The organism is Pseudophaeobacter sp. EL27 (genome assembly GCF_900313025.1).
In the GTDB taxonomy this organism is placed as follows: Bacteria; Pseudomonadota; Alphaproteobacteria; order Rhodobacterales; family Rhodobacteraceae; genus Pseudophaeobacter.
Genome location: NZ_OMPQ01000013.1, coordinates 187,603 through 204,949, shown reverse-complemented (window position 1 = coordinate 204,949; position 17,347 = coordinate 187,603). Strand labels below are relative to the sequence as shown.

Sequence of the window (17,347 nt, the reverse complement as noted above, 5' to 3'; positions counted from 1 at the left end):
AATGCTGAATGTTGAAAACCTGTCCCTGCACTATGGACACTCCCAAATTCTTTACGACGTTTCCTTGACCGCAAAGGTCGGCAAGGTCACTTGCCTGATGGGGTCAAACGGGGTTGGCAAAACCAGCCTGCTGAAAGCAATCTCTGGCACACTTCCTCGGTCCAGCGGGTTGGTGACGTTGGATCAGCAAAACGTTCCTTTGAATGCCAAACCTTACACACTTGCCAGAATGGGCGTCGGCTATGTGCCTCAGGGCCGCGATGTCTTTCCTTTGATGACCGTGCGTGAAAATTTGGAAACGGGTTTCGCCTGTCTTGATCAAAGCGAACGCTTGGTTTCAGACGAGATTTTCGAACTTTTCCCTGTGTTGCAAGACATGCGCAACAGACGCGGTGGAGATCTATCAGGAGGCCAACAACAGCAATTGGCGATCGCCCGCGCCTTGGTGACCAAGCCGAAACTTCTTTTGTTGGATGAACCCACGGAAGGCATTCAACCCAATATCATTAAGCAGATCGGCGACGTGATCAGATACCTGCGAGATCAGGGAGGCATGGCGATCATATTGGTCGAACAATTCTTTGAATTTGCTTACGGTCTAGGGGACAATTTCGTCGTCCTGAAACGTGGAAATGTTGCGCTTAATCGTGAAAAACAAGGGCTCGAGAGATCCGAATTGTTGGACAACGTCTCGCTTTAGCGCTGCATTGCAGAAAAGAGCAACTCATTAATGTCAGCCATGGGCCGTCAGTGAAGACGGCCCATGGCTCTAGATTTCAATGGATTCTGAGATCGCCAAGGCATCTTCAAGTTCGACACCGAGGTATCGAACGGTGCTATCCATCTTCGTATGGTCGAGTAACAGTCGAACAGCACGGAGGTTGCCCGTCTTGCGATAAACGTGTGCAACCTTAGTCCGTCTCATAGAATGGGTTCCGAAAGATGTGGGATCGAGCCCGATCGAATTCACCCATTCACGGACAAGCCGCGCATATTGCCGGGTCCTCTATTCCCACACTTGGCAGGTTGGCGATGTATTAGTCTGGGATCAGCGTGCCACAATGCATCGAGGAACGCCCTGGCCCTATGAACAACCGCGCACTTTGGCCAGCGTTTGCTGTTCAATGACTGATAGTGATGGTCTTGCCGAGGCTAGAGGTCTGACGATGTAGGGAGTTGTTAACCATTTCGATTTTGAACGAATCTCGATCTCAGGACATGAGAGTTAGCGGTCATTCGCTGGTGCACGCCAATGGTCGTTTTGTCCCGCACAATTCACGTTGGTGAAACTCGCGATTTCGCTGTTGCAGCGAATGTGGGCAATGCGGGCTGCGACCGCAGTATCTTGACCGACTGGCCAAAGGCCGATTTTGGCCGTCACGGCTTCAAGGTGACCCGCTGACCACGACTTTGCAAACTTCGCTTTCTGCGCATAGCTGCCGTTGTTGGCGGTCTGCGAGGTTAGCGCGGATCCATGCAAGGTTGCGGATGACCGCTGTCAGCCCAAAGTAACCGATGCGAAGCGAGGTTGGCTCTCGTTGCCGCACATGCACAAATCGCGCCTCGACTTCCCAGAACCGGACATTCAAGCTGTCAAAAGCGGCTTTTTGCCCTCAATGTCGGCAGTGAGCCCAGAGTGCCAAAATACTGCAACGTCGTGAGTGTCTGCCATCACTGATCTACCAAAAACGTTCCAGAACCACTTAGGTTTTGGAAGGGGTTTTTGACAGCGGAAATCGGGGTGTTTGGCGGATGTGTCAAAAACGAGCGTTTGTTGAAAGGGTTTTCATCCCTGCAACACTGACTTACACAGAGAACAAAGGCTGCTCAGACATAGGCGCTTAGAGGTAACAAGTAACAGCGCTTTTAGGGGCACCCGAACAATCACGCCGCCGTTGGTGGTTCTTAAGATAAAAAGGGTGAAATGTGAAAGATTCGAAGATACTAATAGTATTTGTAGGGATAGCTGTATCGCTTTGGTTGCTTATCGCACTTGCTGTATTTTTCCTCCCAAAAATTGGTTATGGCAACTTTTTAGAGCTGGTATTCAAAGCTCATCCAACCATAATTTTGTTGGCCGCCTTCCCCTTAATATCAACGTATATGAAGACCACTGAAGAGCCTATGCCATATAAACGGGCATTAAGAATATCGGGTAAATCACTTGTGTTATTACTGCCTCTGTATGTTCTCTCAGAGAGCATAAATGCTAACGCACTAGTTGCTACTTTAGGTATCTCTGACCTCATGCAAGAAGGCGAGAGAAACTATGTTGTCTTCACATACCAAGGGCTCGCTCTTACAGCCTTTGGAGCCTTGGCTGGACTAGGATTTGTCTTTCCTGCTCAGGTAAAGGTTAGGCAAAAGCAAGCTAGTACAAAAACCGTGTGAGCAAGGCAGTAGGCCGACAAACTTTCGGCCTTAACATGCCTATTCCAAAAACGACCGTTTGTTGAACGGTTTCCCAAACCAGACATTTACTTACGCGCAGTGGATGTCTGTTAAGTCCGCTAAGCCGACCTTGATCTCCGGTCTCAGTGTCAGTTTGGTATGCTTGCGCGGCGAACGGCAGCTGTGAGCCCGAAGGGTCGATTACTGCGTCGTGCAGAGTTTTAGTAATCTGGTTCTGCACAGACCATAAATGAAGGTTCATACTTAATGCGTTTCTTTACACTAGTAAGCTTCCTCTTTCTGAATTCCCTGCCGGTCAGTGCTGGTTCAGTCGAGCAGGGCGCTGTGGAAAACTATGTCGAATTTCTATCTAGGAAGGACATGACGCCGAAGCAGAACGTTTTCTTAGCCGAGTGCATGGTTGATAGGCTCTCGGCTAAAGGGCAGAAGGACCTTGCGTCTGCGAACTCTGAGAAACGCGCAAACCTAGCCATGCTCGCAGACGGACAAGGTACATTTCACGGCATGTGTATGGTTCAAGCGATACGACTGGCTAAAGATAAATAGAGTTGGCTTCAAACAGTATTGCCCTATGCTATCTCATCGATCTGCTTTCACAGCGCATAATTTTGACGCCAGGCCGACTTTGGGCTGGATCTGAACTTTGCGGAAGGGCGCATGAACGGTAACTTTTACAAGAACAACATGAGAAGGTTTTCGGTTTATTTGTTGTCGCTTGGCTCGTCTTTGCGTTCTTCGAACTGAGGTTTGATCGCGAGATTTTTATAGCTTATACTGCCACTGAAGTGGTGGATTACGATCCCAATGGAGGGCGGCCTAGGCTAGTCCCAAAAGCAGTGACAGAATACCGGGTTCAACAAGAAGGTGTGGTCAGTCGAACAGGGGGGTACGTTAATGACTACGATGATTGTACAGTCTTTGATCGCGACAACTGGACATGCACGCATTCCGATGACTCAGGTACATTCGGTGCAAGGCAGGGCGAGTTATTTAGCCGACCCGACCTCGAATAATTCCCTCAACTTGAATACTTCGATGAAGAAGAAACCCTGTCTCGATTTCATTATATCATGCTTCAGTGCAGATGGGATGCCATGGGTGGAATCGATGCAATCGTCTGCTTGCTAAGACCATTCACGATATAGGCTTCATAAGCGTTGCTGCTTCAAAGCGGACGGTGGAAAGTCCGAAATCAACGGCAGCTGTGTCCGCTCAGCAGACCTTGATCTCCGTCCACAGTGCCAATCTGGTGTGCTGGTGCTGAGAACGGCGGCTGTGAGCCCAATTTGACCAATGCACTGCCCCTTTTCGACGTACTTCGGCAGGAAAGCGGGCATCCGCCGCTTCGGTAGCAAGTTGTGTCGCAACTGCAAAAGCGAACCTTTTGTGATCGGCCCATCAGGAAAAGCACCTGATATCTGTTCAGAGGTAGTGGGTTGCCACCGAGTTGTGTTGGGCGCAGTCATGTTTCAATAGAGCGAAAGATTGAACGGATGAGCAAGTTCAGCCTTGATGCAACCGACCTTCGCATTCTCAGTGCGATCCAACAGAACGGCCAGATCAGCAAGACCAAACTTGCCGAGATTGTAAACCTGTCACCTACGCCGTGCTGGGTAAGGCTGGACAAGCTCAAAGCGGCGGGCTTCATACGTGGGTATCATGCTGATATCGTGTTGAGCCGCATCGGAAGCTTTACACAGGTCGTGGTGACCCTGGCGCTCACCCAGCATCGGAAATCTGACTTTGACCGCTTTGAGTCCTATATCGCCGAGGTCGATGAGATCACCGAGTGTATCGCAACAGGCGGCGGCATGGACTATGTCCTGAAGATACACACGCCAACGTTGGCCGCCTTTCAGATCCTGATGGAAACTCTTTTATCTGCTGAGCTAGGGGTGGAACGTTACATGACCTACATAGTGACGCGGCAGGTGAAATCCGCACACCCGAATCTGGCAAAGCTGGCCACCAACCCCGCAAACTAGCCTCAGCCGACCAAACGGTCCGGCCAAACGCTGACAATGGTCTGATCGGTCTGATTGCCCTCTCAGTTTTAGTCCATCTCGGCGCAATCTCGGCGCTACAAATCCCTCCAGTTCAATATCGCCGCAGCCCTTGGTTGCAGGCATGAGAGGGAAACCACATGACACAAACTGACGACTTTGGCTTCGGCACACAAATCCGCAAGTCTCCGTATTTTGACGCGACTGTTCGCTGGGGCGCGACAGGTTTTTCCGTTTACAACCACATGTATATCCCGCGCGACTTTGGTGACCCGGTCCAGAACTTCTGGAACCTTGTGCACAGCGCGATCCTCTGTGATGTTGCGGTCGAGCGCCAGGTTGAAATCACGGGTCCGGACGCGGCTCAATTCATGCAACTGCTGACCTGCCGTGACCTTTCAAAGATGGCTGTCGGTCAGTGCAAATACATCCTGATCACCAATGCCGATGGCGGGATTCTGAACGATCCTATTCTGCTTCGCTTGGCCGAAAACCACTTTTGGATTTCTCTGGCCGACAGCGACATTTTGCTCTGGGCGCAGGGCGTTGCCATTCACGCGGGTCTGGATGTCGCTATTCATGAGCCTGATGTCTCGCCGCTTCAACTTCAAGGGCCACGCTCTGGCGACATCATGAAAGCGCTGCTTGGGGATGATATCGCCGACCTCAAGTACTACTGGTTTCGCGAATATGACCTTGACGGCATTCCCCTCATCGTCTCGCGTACAGGCTGGTCAAGCGAGCTGGGATATGAGCTGTACTTGCGTGACAGTACGCGCGGCGACGAGCTGTGGGAGAAGATCATGACAGCGGGTGAGCGATTTGGCATTCAAGCTGGCCACACCTCGACCATCCGTCGGATCGAAGGTGGTATGCTGTCCTATCACGCCGATGCCAATATCCAGACCAACCCCTACGAGCTGGGCCTTGACCGACTGGTTAACCTCGACATCAAAGCCGACTTCATCGGCAAAGAAGCCCTGCGCAAAATCAAAGACGCGGGCGTGTCACGTAAACAGGTCGGTGTTGTTATCAATGGCGCGCCACTTAAACGCCCGAACACGACGTTTTGGGTCGCCACAAAAGACGGCGTCGAGATTGGCAATGTGACGTCAGCCGTCTACTCCCCCCGCCTGGTCAAGAACATCGCACTGGCTCTGGTTTCAATCGAGGCCTCGGACATCGGAACCCAGTTTGACGTGATGACGGGCTTGGGACCGCGACGCGCCACCATTGTCGAACGCCCGTTCCATGACCCCAAAAAACAAATCGCGGCCTCGTGAGCGGCGCCTGAAAGGAAGCAAACACATGTCCGATCTCGCCATCGAGCTGCATTGGCAGCGCACCGCGACCGAGTTCAAAACCGGAGCCTATTCTAACGAGCACACCGTGCGGTTCAACAACACCTACGATGTTCAGGTGGATTCCGCCCCCGATTGGGGCGGAGACCCGTGCAATACGAACCCCGAACAGGCACTCGGATCGGCGCTGTCAAGCTGCCACATGATGACGTTCCTTGCGCTCGCCGCCAAATCGGGCTGGCCGGTCGCGAGCTATCACGACTACGCCGAAGCGCATCTGGGCAAAAACCCAAAAGGTCAGATGTCTGTCACCCGCATCGACCTGCACCCTGTTGTGCGCTTTGACACTGGGTTCTCTGTTTCCGACGAAGACTTGGCCGAAATGCAGGATCGTGCGCACCGTTACTGCTTTATCGCCAACACTCTCGCCGACAGTGTCGAGATCAACATCCTCTGAGAAAGGACCGAGCTATGACCGATATTTTACTCCGTGATCTTGATGAAACCGGCATTCTGCGGCTGACGCTCAATGATGTCGGGCGCCGCAATGCGCTCTCTGAGGCAATGCTTGCCACTCTTGGAGGCGCATTCAAAGAGGTGGGATGTGATCCCTCGGTTCGCGTCATCATCCTCGCGGCCAATGGTCCTGCGTTTTGCGCGGGGCATGATCTAAAGGAAATGACAGCAGGCCGCACCGCCGCTGATGGCGGCAAGGCCTATTTTGCTTCGGTCATGGAGATGTGCTCGGGTGTCATGCAAGCCATCGTAACCTGCGACAAGCCAGTGATCGCCGAGGTCACAGGCGTGGCTACGGCGGCGGGCTGTCAGCTGGTCGCCAGCTGCGATCTCGCCATCGCCGCCGACAGTGCACAGTTCAGCACACCAGGCGTGCACATCGGTCTGTTCTGTTCCACGCCGATGGTTGCCCTCTCGCGCAACGTAGCCAACAAACACGCGATGGAAATGCTGTTGACGGGCGACATGACGTCAGCTCTGCGCGCCGCCGAGATCGGCCTGATCAACCGCGTTGTGCCCGCTGACCAGCTGCAAACCGCGACCCAGGAGATGGCAGCCAAGCTTGCCTCAAAATCAAGCATGACACTGGCCACAGGCAAACAGGCCTTCTACGCACAGCGAGGGATGCCCTTGGCTGACGCTTACACTTACGCCTCTGGCGTAATGGTCGACAACATGCTGGCCCGCGACGCCGAAGAAGGCATCGGCGCGTTCATCGATAAACGCGCACCCCTCTGGCAAGACAAGTGAGAGAGAACATGGAAAATCCTTACAATAAGGGCCTGGAGCGCACCGAAGCCAACCACCAGCCGCTCACACCGCTAACGTTCCTTGAGCGGGCCGCCAGCGTCTTCCCCGAACACACGGCCATCAGCCACGGCGCGCTAAAGCGCACATATGCCGAGTTCTACGCGCGCTCCCGGCAGCTCGCACATGCGCTCTCGGAACAAAACCTGGGGCGCGGAGACACAGTCTCGGTCATGCTCGCAAACACGCCCGCGATGCTTGAGTGCCATTACGGCGTACCGATGTGCGGCGCTGTGCTTCACTCGATCAACACACGCCTTGATGCGGCGATTATCGCCTTTCAACTCGACCACGCGATGAGCAAACTGGTGATCGTTGATCGCGAGTTCATGCCGCTGATGCAAGAGGCGCTGGCCTTGGCCACGGTGCGCCCCGTGCTGATCCAGTATGACGACCCCGAGTTTGACGGCACTGTTCTGAAACAGCCCGAGGCCACAGACTACGAGGCCTTCCTTTCTCAGGGGGATGCCGCGTTCAACTGGCTCATGCCGCTTGATGAATGGGATGCGATCTCGGTCAACTACACCTCGGGCACCACGGGTGATCCCAAGGGCGTCGTCTCGCACCATCGCGGCGCATATCTTTTGGCACAGGGCAACGCGCTTACCGTCTCGATGCAAAAACACGCGGTCTACTTGTGGACCTTGCCGATGTTCCATTGCAACGGCTGGTGTTTCCCTTGGACACTCTCTGCCATCATCGGAACACATGTTTGCCTGCGCCATGTCCGCGCCGAGCCGATCTGGAACGCTCTGGCTGATGAGGGCGTAACACATCTGTGCGGCGCACCCATCGTGATGTCCCTGATGATCTCCGCCCCTAACGAGGTCAAGCGCACACTCAACAAAACCGTCCAGTTTTTCACAGCCGCCGCGCCGCCGCCCGAAAAGCTTCTTGCTGACATGAAAACTGCGGGCTTTGACGTGACACACCTTTATGGGCTGACAGAAACCTACGGCCCCGCTGTCGTCAACGACTGGCATGACAGCTGGTCTGATCTGCCGCCAGCTAAGCAAGCCGCTCTCAAGTCGCGCCAAGGTGTGCGCTACCTGCCGCTGGAAAACCTCGACGTTCTTGACTCGGATACAATGATGCCGGTTCCACGCGACGGCCAAACCATGGGCGAAGTCATGTTCCGCGGCAACGTCGTGATGAAAGGGTACTTCCGTAACCCGATCGCCACCGAGAAAGCCTTTGCGGGGGGCTGGTTCCACTCAGGCGACTTGGGCGTGATCCACCCTGATGGCTATATCCAGCTCAAGGACCGCTCAAAAGATGTGATCATTTCCGGAGGAGAGAACATCTCTTCCATCGAAGTCGAAGAAGCGCTCTATCGCCACCCCGCTGTCGAAGTCGTTGCAGTTGTGGCCATGTCACATGAGAAATGGGGCGAAACACCCTGCGCCTTTGTCGAACTTGCGGCAGGCCAAACGGCGGATGCACCTGAGTTGCAAACTTGGTGCCGCGAGCATCTTGCCCATTACAAAGTGCCGAGCCGTTTCGTCTTCGCCCCAATCCCTCGGACATCAACCGGCAAGATCCAGAAGTTTGCTCTGCGTGAACAAGCGAACACGCCAGCCGTCTAAATGAAGCGGCGGCTTGAACGCTTTTTCCTAGGTCGGGTGCATCGTGAAAAGTCCGGCAACAATGCTCGGCAAGTTTTTGAAAGCCCCCCTCAATTGGTTGCCGTGCCTTTGAGATTTTGGGTCGAGTGGGCCTATCGTAGCACTACTAAAACTAAAAACACCTGGAACTAGCAGGGTAGTTTTGGAGTAAAAATCACCCCTCAAATTGATGTGAGAAAGAAGGGTGACATGCGGGTGAGTTTAACCACACTTTCACGTTTGGTTCCCGATTTGTCCAAGGGCTTGAGCACATAAATTCGGCTGTAAATTCGAGGGGTTGAACTCGGATTTGCAATCCGCTACGTCACCACTCCGCCAACTCGCCTTCGGACCTTCGCTGTGGCACGTGGTGTCCTGCCAAACAGTCTGTGGCATCTTTTGTTTGGGTTTTGACTGGTCCGCAAGGGTCAAAATGATCGAGAATTCTGAAAATTTTTGCCCAATGCTTCAGGCGTTGCAGACTGAGCAATTACTTTGACCTTCCTCCTTAACCGGGAGAGGGAGGGGCGTTGCGCGCGAGGGCGGCCTGCAGCAGCGCCTGAGAGATGAGCCTGGCAATACCCCTCTGACTGCCGAGGGTTGGCAGAGTTTCCCCAGTGAAATCGGCCTCTCGCAGGGCCGAAGGGAGATCTGATGTCACGTGGTTCCCTGACTGGGCAAAGAACGGCAGACAGAGACTGCCTGTGGGCAGCTTTTGTGCGGCATCTGCAATCCGGGGCGCTTGTTCGATATAGCCGGTGACAACATCTTGGTCGGGCAGCAGGGGGCGCAGGACCTGAGCGAAGCGCTCGGTGGCTTCGGCCGCATTTGGCCCGCGGGCTGAGCCGTGGGCGGCGAGCAACAGGGCTGGTTTGTCAACCCGTGAGGAGGGTTGAGGCTGGAAGGCCTGTTTTAGGAGATCTGCGGTGAATAGTGGCAAGGCCGGGTCCAGGCCAAAGGCGGGGAGCTGATCGTAGCGAAACCCCTGCAACCGTTTGGGAAGCACCTGCGAGGTGAACCAACCGCTGGCCATAAAGAAGGGGTAGACGAGAGCGCCGTCCTGCATGACCTGTTCGAGGCGACCGGGACTGGACAGTGTGGCCGAGCGGATCTCCCAACCGGGCAGCAGGTCCGAGACCTGTTGTGCCAGGCGTGCCAGTGCTTTTTCCTGTCCCTCCGGAGCGGAGGGCTGGCCATGGGCGGTCAAAACAGCGGTTTTTGCAGATCGTGGCATGGGCGTGTGCTGGGTCTTTCCGGGTTAATCGCCTGCGGATTGATGAAGGTCGGCGCGGGAAGGGCAGGGGGCGCCTACGTCCCCTCCAGAGCCAGCCCAGTTGCCCTGCGGCTACCCATATTGTGCGACGGGGGTGCCGGCAATTGCCGCCATGTTCAGCAGGCCGCGTGCGGTGATCGAGGGGCTGACGATATGGGCGCGGTTGCCCATGCCCATCAGGATGGGGCCGACCTCCAGACCGTCAGAGCGCATCTTCAGGATGTTTCGCACCCCAGAGGCGGCATCAGCATGGGCAAAGACCAGGACATTGGCGGCGCCCTGCAGGCGGGAATTGGGGAAAATACGCCCGCGCAACTCGGCATCCAGGGCGGTGTCGATGTTCATTTCGCCCTCATAGGTGAAATCGCAGTGATTGGCATCGAGGATTTCGATTGCGGCGCGCAGGCGGCTGCCGGTGTCACAGGCGATATTACCAAACTGAGACTGCGAACAGAGTGCGATCTTTGGCTCGATACCAAAGCGGCGCACATGGCGGGCGGCGCCCATGACCGTCTGGGCAATCTGTTCCGGCGTGGGTTCAATCCGCACCTGGGTATCGGCGATGAACAGGGGGCCATCTTCGAGGATCATCATCGACAGTGCCCCGTGTGGTTCCAATCCATTGCCGCCAAGTACCTGGTTCACGTAGTTCAGATGCCAGCGATATTCGCCAAAGGTGCCGCAGATCAGGCTGTCGGCCTCGCCGTGATGCACCATGATGGCGCCAATGGCGGTGGTATTGGTGCGCATTATCGCCTTGGCCAGATCGGGGGTCACGCCCTGACGCTGCATCAGTTGATGATAGCTGGTCCAGTAGTCGTAATAGCGTGGGTCATGCTCTGGGTTGACGATTTGGAAGTCACTGCCGGGGCGGATCCGCAATCCCAGTTTTTCACAACGCGCCTCGATCACCTCGGGGCGGCCAATCAGAATGGGGGTCTCGGTGGTTTCCTCGAGAATTTCCTGCGCGGCGCGCAGCACCCGCTCGTCCTCGCCCTCAGCAAAAACAATGCGGCGGGCGGCGGCGCGGGCGGCCTCAAAGACCGGGCGCATCAGCAGGGCAGATTTAAAGACGGTCTGGTTCAGCTTTTGCTTATAGGCCTCCAGATCCTCGATCGGGCGGGCGGCAACACCGCTTTTCATGGCGGCCTCTGCTACGGCCGATGAAACCACGGCCACCAGACGGGGATCAAAGGGTTTGGGGATCAGATAATCGGCGCCAAAAGTCAGCTGCTCGCCCTTGTAGGCGGCAGCAGCCTCGGCGCTGGTGGTGGCACGGGCCAGTTCGGCAATACCTTCGACGCAGGCGATCTGCATCTCGTCGTTGATCTCGGAGGCTCCGACATCCAGCGCCCCGCGGAAGATGAAGGGAAAGCACAACACGTTGTTGACTTGGTTGGGGAAATCACTGCGCCCGGTGGCGATAATCGCATCCGGAGCAACTTCGCGGGCGGCCTCTGGCATGATCTCTGGGTTGGGGTTGGCCAGAGCAAAGACGATCGGCTGCTTGGTCATCTTGGCGACCATTTCAGGCTTCAGCACATTGGGGCCAGAGAGGCCGAGGAACATGTCGGCACCTTCGATCACATCCTCAAGGCTGCGCAGATCGGAGGCCTGGGCAAAGGCGGCTTTCTCCGGGTTCATGTCCTCAACGCGGCCCGCGTAAACCAGCCCGTGAATGTCGCAAAGCCAGATATTCTCCCGCTTTACCCCTAGCTTCACCAGCATGTTGAGACAGGCAATGCCGGCAGCCCCACCGCCGGTTGAGACGATCTTGATCTCTTCAAAGCTCTTGCCTGCCACATGTAGCGCGTTTCGGGCGGCGGCGCCAACCACGATGGCGGTGCCATGCTGGTCGTCGTGAAAGACTGGGATCCCCATCCGTTCACGGCAGAGTTTTTCCACGATGAAACAATCCGGTGCCTTGATGTCTTCCAGGTTGATGGCGCCAAAGCTGGGCTCCAGCGCACAGACGATATCAGCCAGCTTTTCCGGGTCGCTCTCGTTGACTTCGATGTCAAAGCAATCAATGCCGGCAAAGTTCTTGAACAGAACCGCCTTGCCCTCCATCACCGGTTTGGAGGCCAGCGCGCCGATATTGCCAAGCCCCAGCACGGCAGAGCCATTGCTGACAACCGCCACCAGATTGCCCCGCGCAGTATAGCGCGCCGCATTCTCGGCATCCGCCTTGATCTCCAGACAGGCCTCGGCGACGCCCGGCGAATAGGCGCGCGCCAGATCGCGGCCATTGGCCATTGGCTTGGTGGCGCGGATCTCCAGTTTCCCCGGGCGGGGGAATTCGTGGTAACGCAGGGCCGCGTCGCGTAACGAAGGGGTGTCAGACATGAGGGGCTCCAAAAAGGTATAGTTTAACGTTAAACCATTTTTGACGTCAGGTGAACAGGCTTTTCCTAACCTAACGTGATCTGCACTCTCTTGCGCAATGGGAAACTTCACCGCACTGTGCGAAAAAACAACCTGCGATGACCAGAGCGGCAGGGCAAAAGGGAGAATGACATGAGCGATATTGTAGCCGAGATGCGCCTGCCCACGCAGGAGTTGCGTGATGATATTCCGTTTTTTACCAAGGTTTTGGGTATGAAGATGGATATGATCTACCCGGCGGATGATCCCTCAGTAGGGGTGTTTTCCGGGTATGGGTTGCGGTTGCGGATCGATAAGGCAGCGACCGAGGCGCCCGGAACGCTGCGCATTTTATGTGACAACCCCGATGGTTTTGCCGATGGTCAGCGGGTTCTGACCGCGCCAAACGGCACCAGAGTCGAGATCGAAGAGCGCCACCCGCCGCTGGTGATGCCTGAAACCGTGCACAGCTTTGTGGTGCGCCGCCTCAAGGACCAGGCCCCCTGGATCATTGGTCGTGCGGGTATGCATTACCGCGATCTGGTGCCGGACCGGCTGGGTGGGTCGATCATTGCCAGCCATATTCGCATCCCCGACGGGGGGCCGGTGCCGGATATGGTTCATTTTCACCGGGTTGGCTTTCAGCTGATCTTTTGCATCCATGGCTGGGTTGATGTGGTCTATGAGGATCAGGGCGAAAAGATGCGCCTCACTGCCGGGGATTGTTTTATCCAACCGCCCGAGATCCGCCATAGGGTGCTGGAGGCCAGCGACAATGTTCAGGTGATCGAGATTGGCGTGCCGGCCGAACATGTGACCGAGATCGACCACGAGATGACCCTGCCAACGCCACATCTGCGCCCAGAGCGCGAATGGCAGGGGCAGCGCTTTGTCTACAACAGGGCAAAGGGCGCCAGTTGGGCACCGTTCCGCCTGCCAGGGTTTGACGCCCGCGACACGACAATTGCCAAGAACACCAAGGGTGTTGCCGGGGTGCAGGTGGTGCGCCCTGCCGCAGGTGATCTGGATCCGGTCTGGGCCAGCCATGACAGTGATATCCACTTTACCTTTGTAATGAATGGCGCGGTGACGCTGGAGGGCGAGGGGCGCGATCCCTATCCACTGGAAGAGGGCGATGCCTTTGTGATCCCGCCGGGAATGAAAACCCGGCTCAGCGATGCCAGCGCCGATCTGGAATTGCTCGAGGTGAGCCTTCCTGGCGTGTTCAAGACAAGCCTTGCAGAGGGGTAACTTGGTCCTTTTTGACGTCGGCCCTTCTTTGTGCGGTGGCGGCGCAAAGAAGGGCTTCACCTTTCTGGTGGATTTCCCCTATTCTGCGACCTTCTGACCAGTTGATCAAAAAATATGGGAGGCCCCGATGAGCCTGAAAGATGCTGCCCTCGCCGTGCGTAAAAACGCCCATGCGCCTTATTCCAACTTCCTGGTTGGCGCGGCGCTGCGCACCCCTGCGGGCAATGTCTATGTAGGGTGCAATGTCGAAAATGTCGCCTATCCCGAAGGCACCTGTGCCGAGGCCGGTGCCATTGCTGCTATGGTTGCCGCCGGTGAGCGGGAACTCGCAGAGGTCTATGTGGTCGCCGACAGCCCCGCGCCGGTGCCGCCCTGTGGCGGGTGCCGTCAAAAGCTCAAGGAATTTGGCGCTGGTGATGTGAAGGTCACTATGGGCACCCTTGAGGGGGTGGAGCAGGAGACCACCATTGGCGATCTTTTGCCCGGGGCCTTTGATGCCGGCCATATGGTGCGGAGCTAACTCATGGATGCACGCGCAATCATTGCCACCCTGCGCCGTGGAGAACAACCCGGCGAGACAGAGCTGAGCTGGTTTGCCCAAGGGATCGCCAGCGGCGAGGTCAGCGATGCCCAGGCGGGAGCCTTTGCCATGGCGGTCTGCCTGCAGGGGCTGGACCAGACCGGACGGCGCGCGCTGACCCTGGCGATGCGCGACAGCGGTGATGTGTTGCACTGGGACCTGCCGGGACCGGTGATGGACAAACACTCCACTGGAGGCGTTGGCGATTGTGTCTCGCTGCTGCTGGCACCGGCGCTGGCGGAATGCGGCGTCTATGTGCCGATGATCTCTGGCCGCGGGCTGGGCCATACCGGCGGCACCCTGGACAAGATGGAGGCCATTCCTGGCGTTTCCACTCAGATTTCAGAGCAGCGTCTGCATAAGATCACTGCCGAGGTTGGCTGTGCCATTGTTGGCGCCACGGGCCGTATCGCCCCAGCGGACAAGCGGCTCTATGCCATTCGTGACGTCACCGCGACGGTCGAGAGCCTGGATCTGATCACCGCATCTATTCTGTCGAAAAAGCTCGCCGCCAGCCCAGAGGCGCTGGTGATGGACGTCAAAATTGGCTCCGGGGCTTTCATGAAAACCCTTGAAGAGGCCCGCGCCTTAGCCCGCTCTTTGGTGGAGACCGCCAATGCGGCCGGGTGCAAGACCACGGCGCTGATCACCGATATGAACCAGCCCATCGCCAGCGCGCTGGGCAATGGGCTGGAGGTGGCTGAGGTAATGCAGGCGCTGACCGCCGGTGAGATCTGTCCGCTGATCGAGATTACCGCCGCTTTGTCAGGCGTATTGCTGGCTCAGGCCGGGCTGGCCAAGGATGAGGGCGAGGGCAGTCGCCTGATCCGTGAGGCGCTGCTCAGCGGGCGGGTCGCCAGCCGCTTTGGCCGCATGGTTGCCGCCCAAGGCGGGCCTGCCGATTTTGCCAGCCACTGGACCCGCTATCTGCCTGTGGCACCGGTGATCCACGAGGTCACGGCGCCGCGCGCGGGCTATGTCACTGCCATGGAAGGCGAGGCGCTGGGCCTTGCAGTGGTGCATCTGGGGGGCGGGCGCATGGTCGAAGGCGATCAGGTTGATCCCGCCGTGGGCCTGTCGGATCTGGTCCGTCTGGGCCAGTGGGTCGAGGCAGGGGAGACGCTGGCCTGCGTTCACGCGGCCCGCGAAAGCGCCGCGCTGGAAACGGAGGCGGCTTTGCTGGAGGCCCTGACCCTTGCAGATACCGCGCCAGCGGAGCTGCCCTTGATCCATGAGAGGATTGGCTGATGGCGCGCGCCTTTCTGGTGGTGATGGATTCTGTCGGCATTGGCGGCGCGCCGGATGCTTCCGGGTTTTACAACGGCGATCTGCCGGATCTGGGCGCCAATACCCTGGCCCATATCGCCCAGGACTGCGCCGCAGGGCGGGCAGAAGAGGGGCGCTCAGGGCCACTTCACCTGCCCAATCTTGAGGCTTTGGGGCTGGGGGCGGCGACGCGGCTGGCCTCCACCGTGCCGCTGCCGGGGTTTGACGCCGAACCAACCGGGCTCTGGGGCTGCGCAGCCGAGGTCAGCCAGGGCAAGGATACGCCATCGGGCCACTGGGAGCTGGCGGGGCTGCCGGTGCCCTGGGATTGGTGCTATTTCCCCGATACCGATCCGGCCTTTCCGACGGATCTGAGCGATTTTGTAGCCGCTGCGGCGGGCACGCCGGGGATTTTGGGCAATTGTCATGCCTCGGGCACGCAGATCATTGCCGAACATGGCGCCGCCCATATGCAGAGCGGAGAGCCAATCTGCTATACTTCAGCGGATAGCGTATTCCAGATCGCCGCCCATGAAGAGAGCTTTGGCCTGGAGCGCTTGCTGGACCTCTGTCGTGCGGTGGCGCCCCGCCTGCATGAGTTGAAGGTCGGACGGGTGATCGCGCGCCCCTTTACTGGCTCACCTGAAGAGGGCTTTACCCGCACCACAAACCGGCGCGATTTTGCCATCGAACCCCCGGCATCCGTGCTGACCAATTGGGTGCAGGACGCGGGGCAAGGCGTGCATGCCATTGGTAAGATTGGCGATATCTTCACCATGTCCGGTATTGATAGCCTGCAAAAGGGCACCGATGCGCAGCTGATGCAGCATCTGGCGCAGGCGATTGAGACTGCTGAAGAGGGCAGTCTGACATTTGCCAATTTTGTCGAGTTCGACAGCCTTTATGGCCATCGCCGCGACATCGCAGGCTATGCTCGGGCACTGGAGTGGTTTGATGCGGAACTTGGCAAACTGCTGCCGCGCCTGCGCCCCGGCGATATGTTGGTGCTGACAGCGGATCACGGCAATGATCCCAGCTGGCCGGGCACCGATCATACCCGCGAACAGGTGCCGGTTCTGGTCGCGGGCTGTGGCACGGGCTGTATCGGCCAGCGCGCCTTTGTCGATGTTGCGGCCTCGGTTGCGGCGCATCTGAATGTTGCGGCGCAGGGGCCTGGTCGCAGTTTTCTTTGACCGAAAGATCAAATCCCGCTTGCCCTGACAGGGGCAGCAGGCATAAACCCGCCGCCAAGCATGTTGGAATTCATAGTAGGAGAGAGCCCAAATGAGCGAACATCTGACCGTTGTTGATCACCCACTGGTACAGCACAAGCTCACGCTGATGCGCGACAAGGGCACCTCGACCTCCGAGTTCCGCCGACTGCTGCATGAGATTACTCAGCTGCTGGCCTATGAGATCACCCGCGAGCTGCCGGTGACGCAAAAGACCATCGAGACACCGATGGAAACCATGGACTCGCCCATTCTGGCCGGCAAGAAACTGGCACTAGTCTCGATCCTGCGCGCGGGCAACGGCATGTTGGATGGGGTGCTGGATCTGGTGCCTTCCGCCCGTGTTGGCTTTGTTGGCCTCTACCGGGATGAGGAAACCCTGCAGCCCGTGCAGTATTACTTCAAAGCTCCGAAAGAGCTGGCGGATCGTATGGTCATTGCGGTGGACCCAATGCTGGCCACTGGCAACTCCTCGGCGGCGGCGATTGATCTGCTGAAAGAGGCGGGCGCGACCAATATCCGCTTCCTCTGCCTGCTGGCCGCCCCCGAAGGGGTTGCCCGCATGAAGGAAGCCCACCCGGATGTGCAGATCGTGACCGCGTCTCTGGATCGCGAACTGAACGAAAAAGGCTACATCATGCCGGGTCTTGGCGATGCTGGCGACCGGATGTTCGGCACTAAATAGAGCTGCCTTTCCGGCTGGTTACCTAAAGGCGGCAATCGCGCAACTATTTGCCT

16 protein-coding genes and 1 pseudogene are annotated in these 17,347 nt (G+C 57.3%); 14 read left to right on the top strand and 3 right to left on the bottom strand.

All coding sequences use genetic code 11. The features are described 5' to 3' along the window. Position 1 precedes the first annotated feature (1 nt). Positions 2–700: an urea ABC transporter ATP-binding subunit UrtE gene (urtE, locus tag ED661_RS16140; RefSeq protein WP_122075005.1), complete on the top strand. Its 699-nt coding sequence runs from the start codon at positions 2–4 to the stop codon at positions 698–700. Positions 701–769: 69 nt separating this feature from the next. Here the strand turns inward: urtE and ED661_RS16135 are convergent. Next, positions 770–1,003 (bottom strand): annotated as a pseudogene (locus tag ED661_RS16135) (tyrosine-type recombinase/integrase); the annotation flags it as partial. On the opposite strand from ED661_RS16135, the gene ED661_RS16130 reads away from it, so the two are divergent. The 8 genes from ED661_RS16130 (at position 945) to ED661_RS16095 (ending at position 8,625) form a co-directional block, all read left to right on the top strand. After that, positions 945–1,172, top strand: a complete 228-nt coding sequence (locus tag ED661_RS16130) for a TauD/TfdA family dioxygenase (RefSeq protein WP_254054861.1) — start codon at positions 945–947, stop codon at positions 1,170–1,172. The pseudogene ED661_RS16135 and the gene ED661_RS16130 sit on opposite strands and share 59 nt — an antisense overlap. Before the next feature lie 80 nt (positions 1,173–1,252). Next, positions 1,253–1,402: a hypothetical protein gene (locus ED661_RS21965; RefSeq protein ID WP_162930151.1), complete on the top strand. Its 150-nt coding sequence runs from the start codon at positions 1,253–1,255 to the stop codon at positions 1,400–1,402. Between the two features lie 524 nt (positions 1,403–1,926). Continuing rightward, positions 1,927–2,391, top strand: coding sequence for a hypothetical protein (locus tag ED661_RS16125; RefSeq protein WP_122075001.1), 465 nt, complete (start codon positions 1,927–1,929; stop codon positions 2,389–2,391). Positions 2,392–3,905: 1,514 nt separating this feature from the next. Continuing rightward, positions 3,906–4,397 (top strand): Lrp/AsnC family transcriptional regulator, encoded by a 492-nt coding sequence (locus ED661_RS16115; RefSeq protein WP_122074997.1) that lies wholly within the window; start codon positions 3,906–3,908, stop codon positions 4,395–4,397. 158 nt (positions 4,398–4,555) lie between these two features. Beyond that, the gene (locus tag ED661_RS16110; RefSeq protein ID WP_122074995.1) at positions 4,556–5,698 is read left to right on the top strand and encodes a glycine cleavage T C-terminal barrel domain-containing protein; all 1,143 of its coding nucleotides are present in this window, start codon (positions 4,556–4,558) and stop codon (positions 5,696–5,698) included. Positions 5,699–5,723: 25 nt separating this feature from the next. Next, entirely contained in the window at positions 5,724–6,173 is a 450-nt protein-coding gene (locus ED661_RS16105) for an OsmC family protein (protein ID WP_122074994.1), read from the top strand. 14 nt (positions 6,174–6,187) lie between these two features. Beyond that, a complete protein-coding gene (locus ED661_RS16100; protein WP_122074992.1) occupies positions 6,188–6,982 on the top strand; it encodes an enoyl-CoA hydratase in 795 nt (264 codons plus the stop codon). Between the two features lie 8 nt (positions 6,983–6,990). Continuing rightward, on the top strand, positions 6,991–8,625 hold the full coding sequence (locus ED661_RS16095; protein ID WP_122074990.1) for an acyl-CoA synthetase: 1,635 nt from the start codon (positions 6,991–6,993) through the stop codon (positions 8,623–8,625). A gap of 526 nt (positions 8,626–9,151) precedes the next feature. Here the strand turns inward: ED661_RS16095 and ED661_RS16090 are convergent. Both ED661_RS16090 and ED661_RS16085 read right to left on the bottom strand, forming a co-directional pair. Further along, positions 9,152–9,877, bottom strand: a complete 726-nt coding sequence (locus ED661_RS16090) for a CbiX/SirB N-terminal domain-containing protein (RefSeq protein WP_122074988.1) — start codon at positions 9,875–9,877, stop codon at positions 9,152–9,154. Between the two features lie 111 nt (positions 9,878–9,988). Continuing rightward, the gene (locus ED661_RS16085; RefSeq protein WP_122074986.1) at positions 9,989–12,262 is read right to left on the bottom strand and encodes an NADP-dependent malic enzyme; all 2,274 of its coding nucleotides are present in this window, start codon (positions 12,260–12,262) and stop codon (positions 9,989–9,991) included. 171 nt (positions 12,263–12,433) lie between these two features. Between ED661_RS16085 and ED661_RS16080 the strand changes: the two genes are divergently transcribed. The 5 genes from ED661_RS16080 to upp all read left to right on the top strand — a co-directional run bounded on the left by ED661_RS16080 (position 12,434) and on the right by upp (position 17,294). Then, positions 12,434–13,531 carry a cupin domain-containing protein gene (locus ED661_RS16080; RefSeq protein ID WP_122074984.1) on the top strand — a complete coding sequence of 366 codons (1,098 nt, stop codon included), beginning with the start codon at positions 12,434–12,436 and terminating at the stop codon, positions 13,529–13,531. A gap of 127 nt (positions 13,532–13,658) precedes the next feature. Then, the gene (locus ED661_RS16075) at positions 13,659–14,051 is read left to right on the top strand and encodes a cytidine deaminase (protein WP_122074982.1); all 393 of its coding nucleotides are present in this window, start codon (positions 13,659–13,661) and stop codon (positions 14,049–14,051) included. Positions 14,052–14,054: 3 nt separating this feature from the next. Next, on the top strand, positions 14,055–15,359 hold the full coding sequence (locus tag ED661_RS16070; RefSeq protein ID WP_122074980.1) for a thymidine phosphorylase: 1,305 nt from the start codon (positions 14,055–14,057) through the stop codon (positions 15,357–15,359). Continuing rightward, the gene (locus ED661_RS16065) at positions 15,359–16,570 is read left to right on the top strand and encodes a phosphopentomutase (protein WP_122074978.1); all 1,212 of its coding nucleotides are present in this window, start codon (positions 15,359–15,361) and stop codon (positions 16,568–16,570) included. Before ED661_RS16070 ends, ED661_RS16065 begins: the two co-directional genes overlap by 1 nt. Before the next feature lie 91 nt (positions 16,571–16,661). Beyond that, on the top strand, positions 16,662–17,294 hold the full coding sequence (upp, locus tag ED661_RS16060) for a uracil phosphoribosyltransferase (protein ID WP_122074976.1): 633 nt from the start codon (positions 16,662–16,664) through the stop codon (positions 17,292–17,294). Positions 17,295–17,347: the final 53 nt, after the last annotated feature.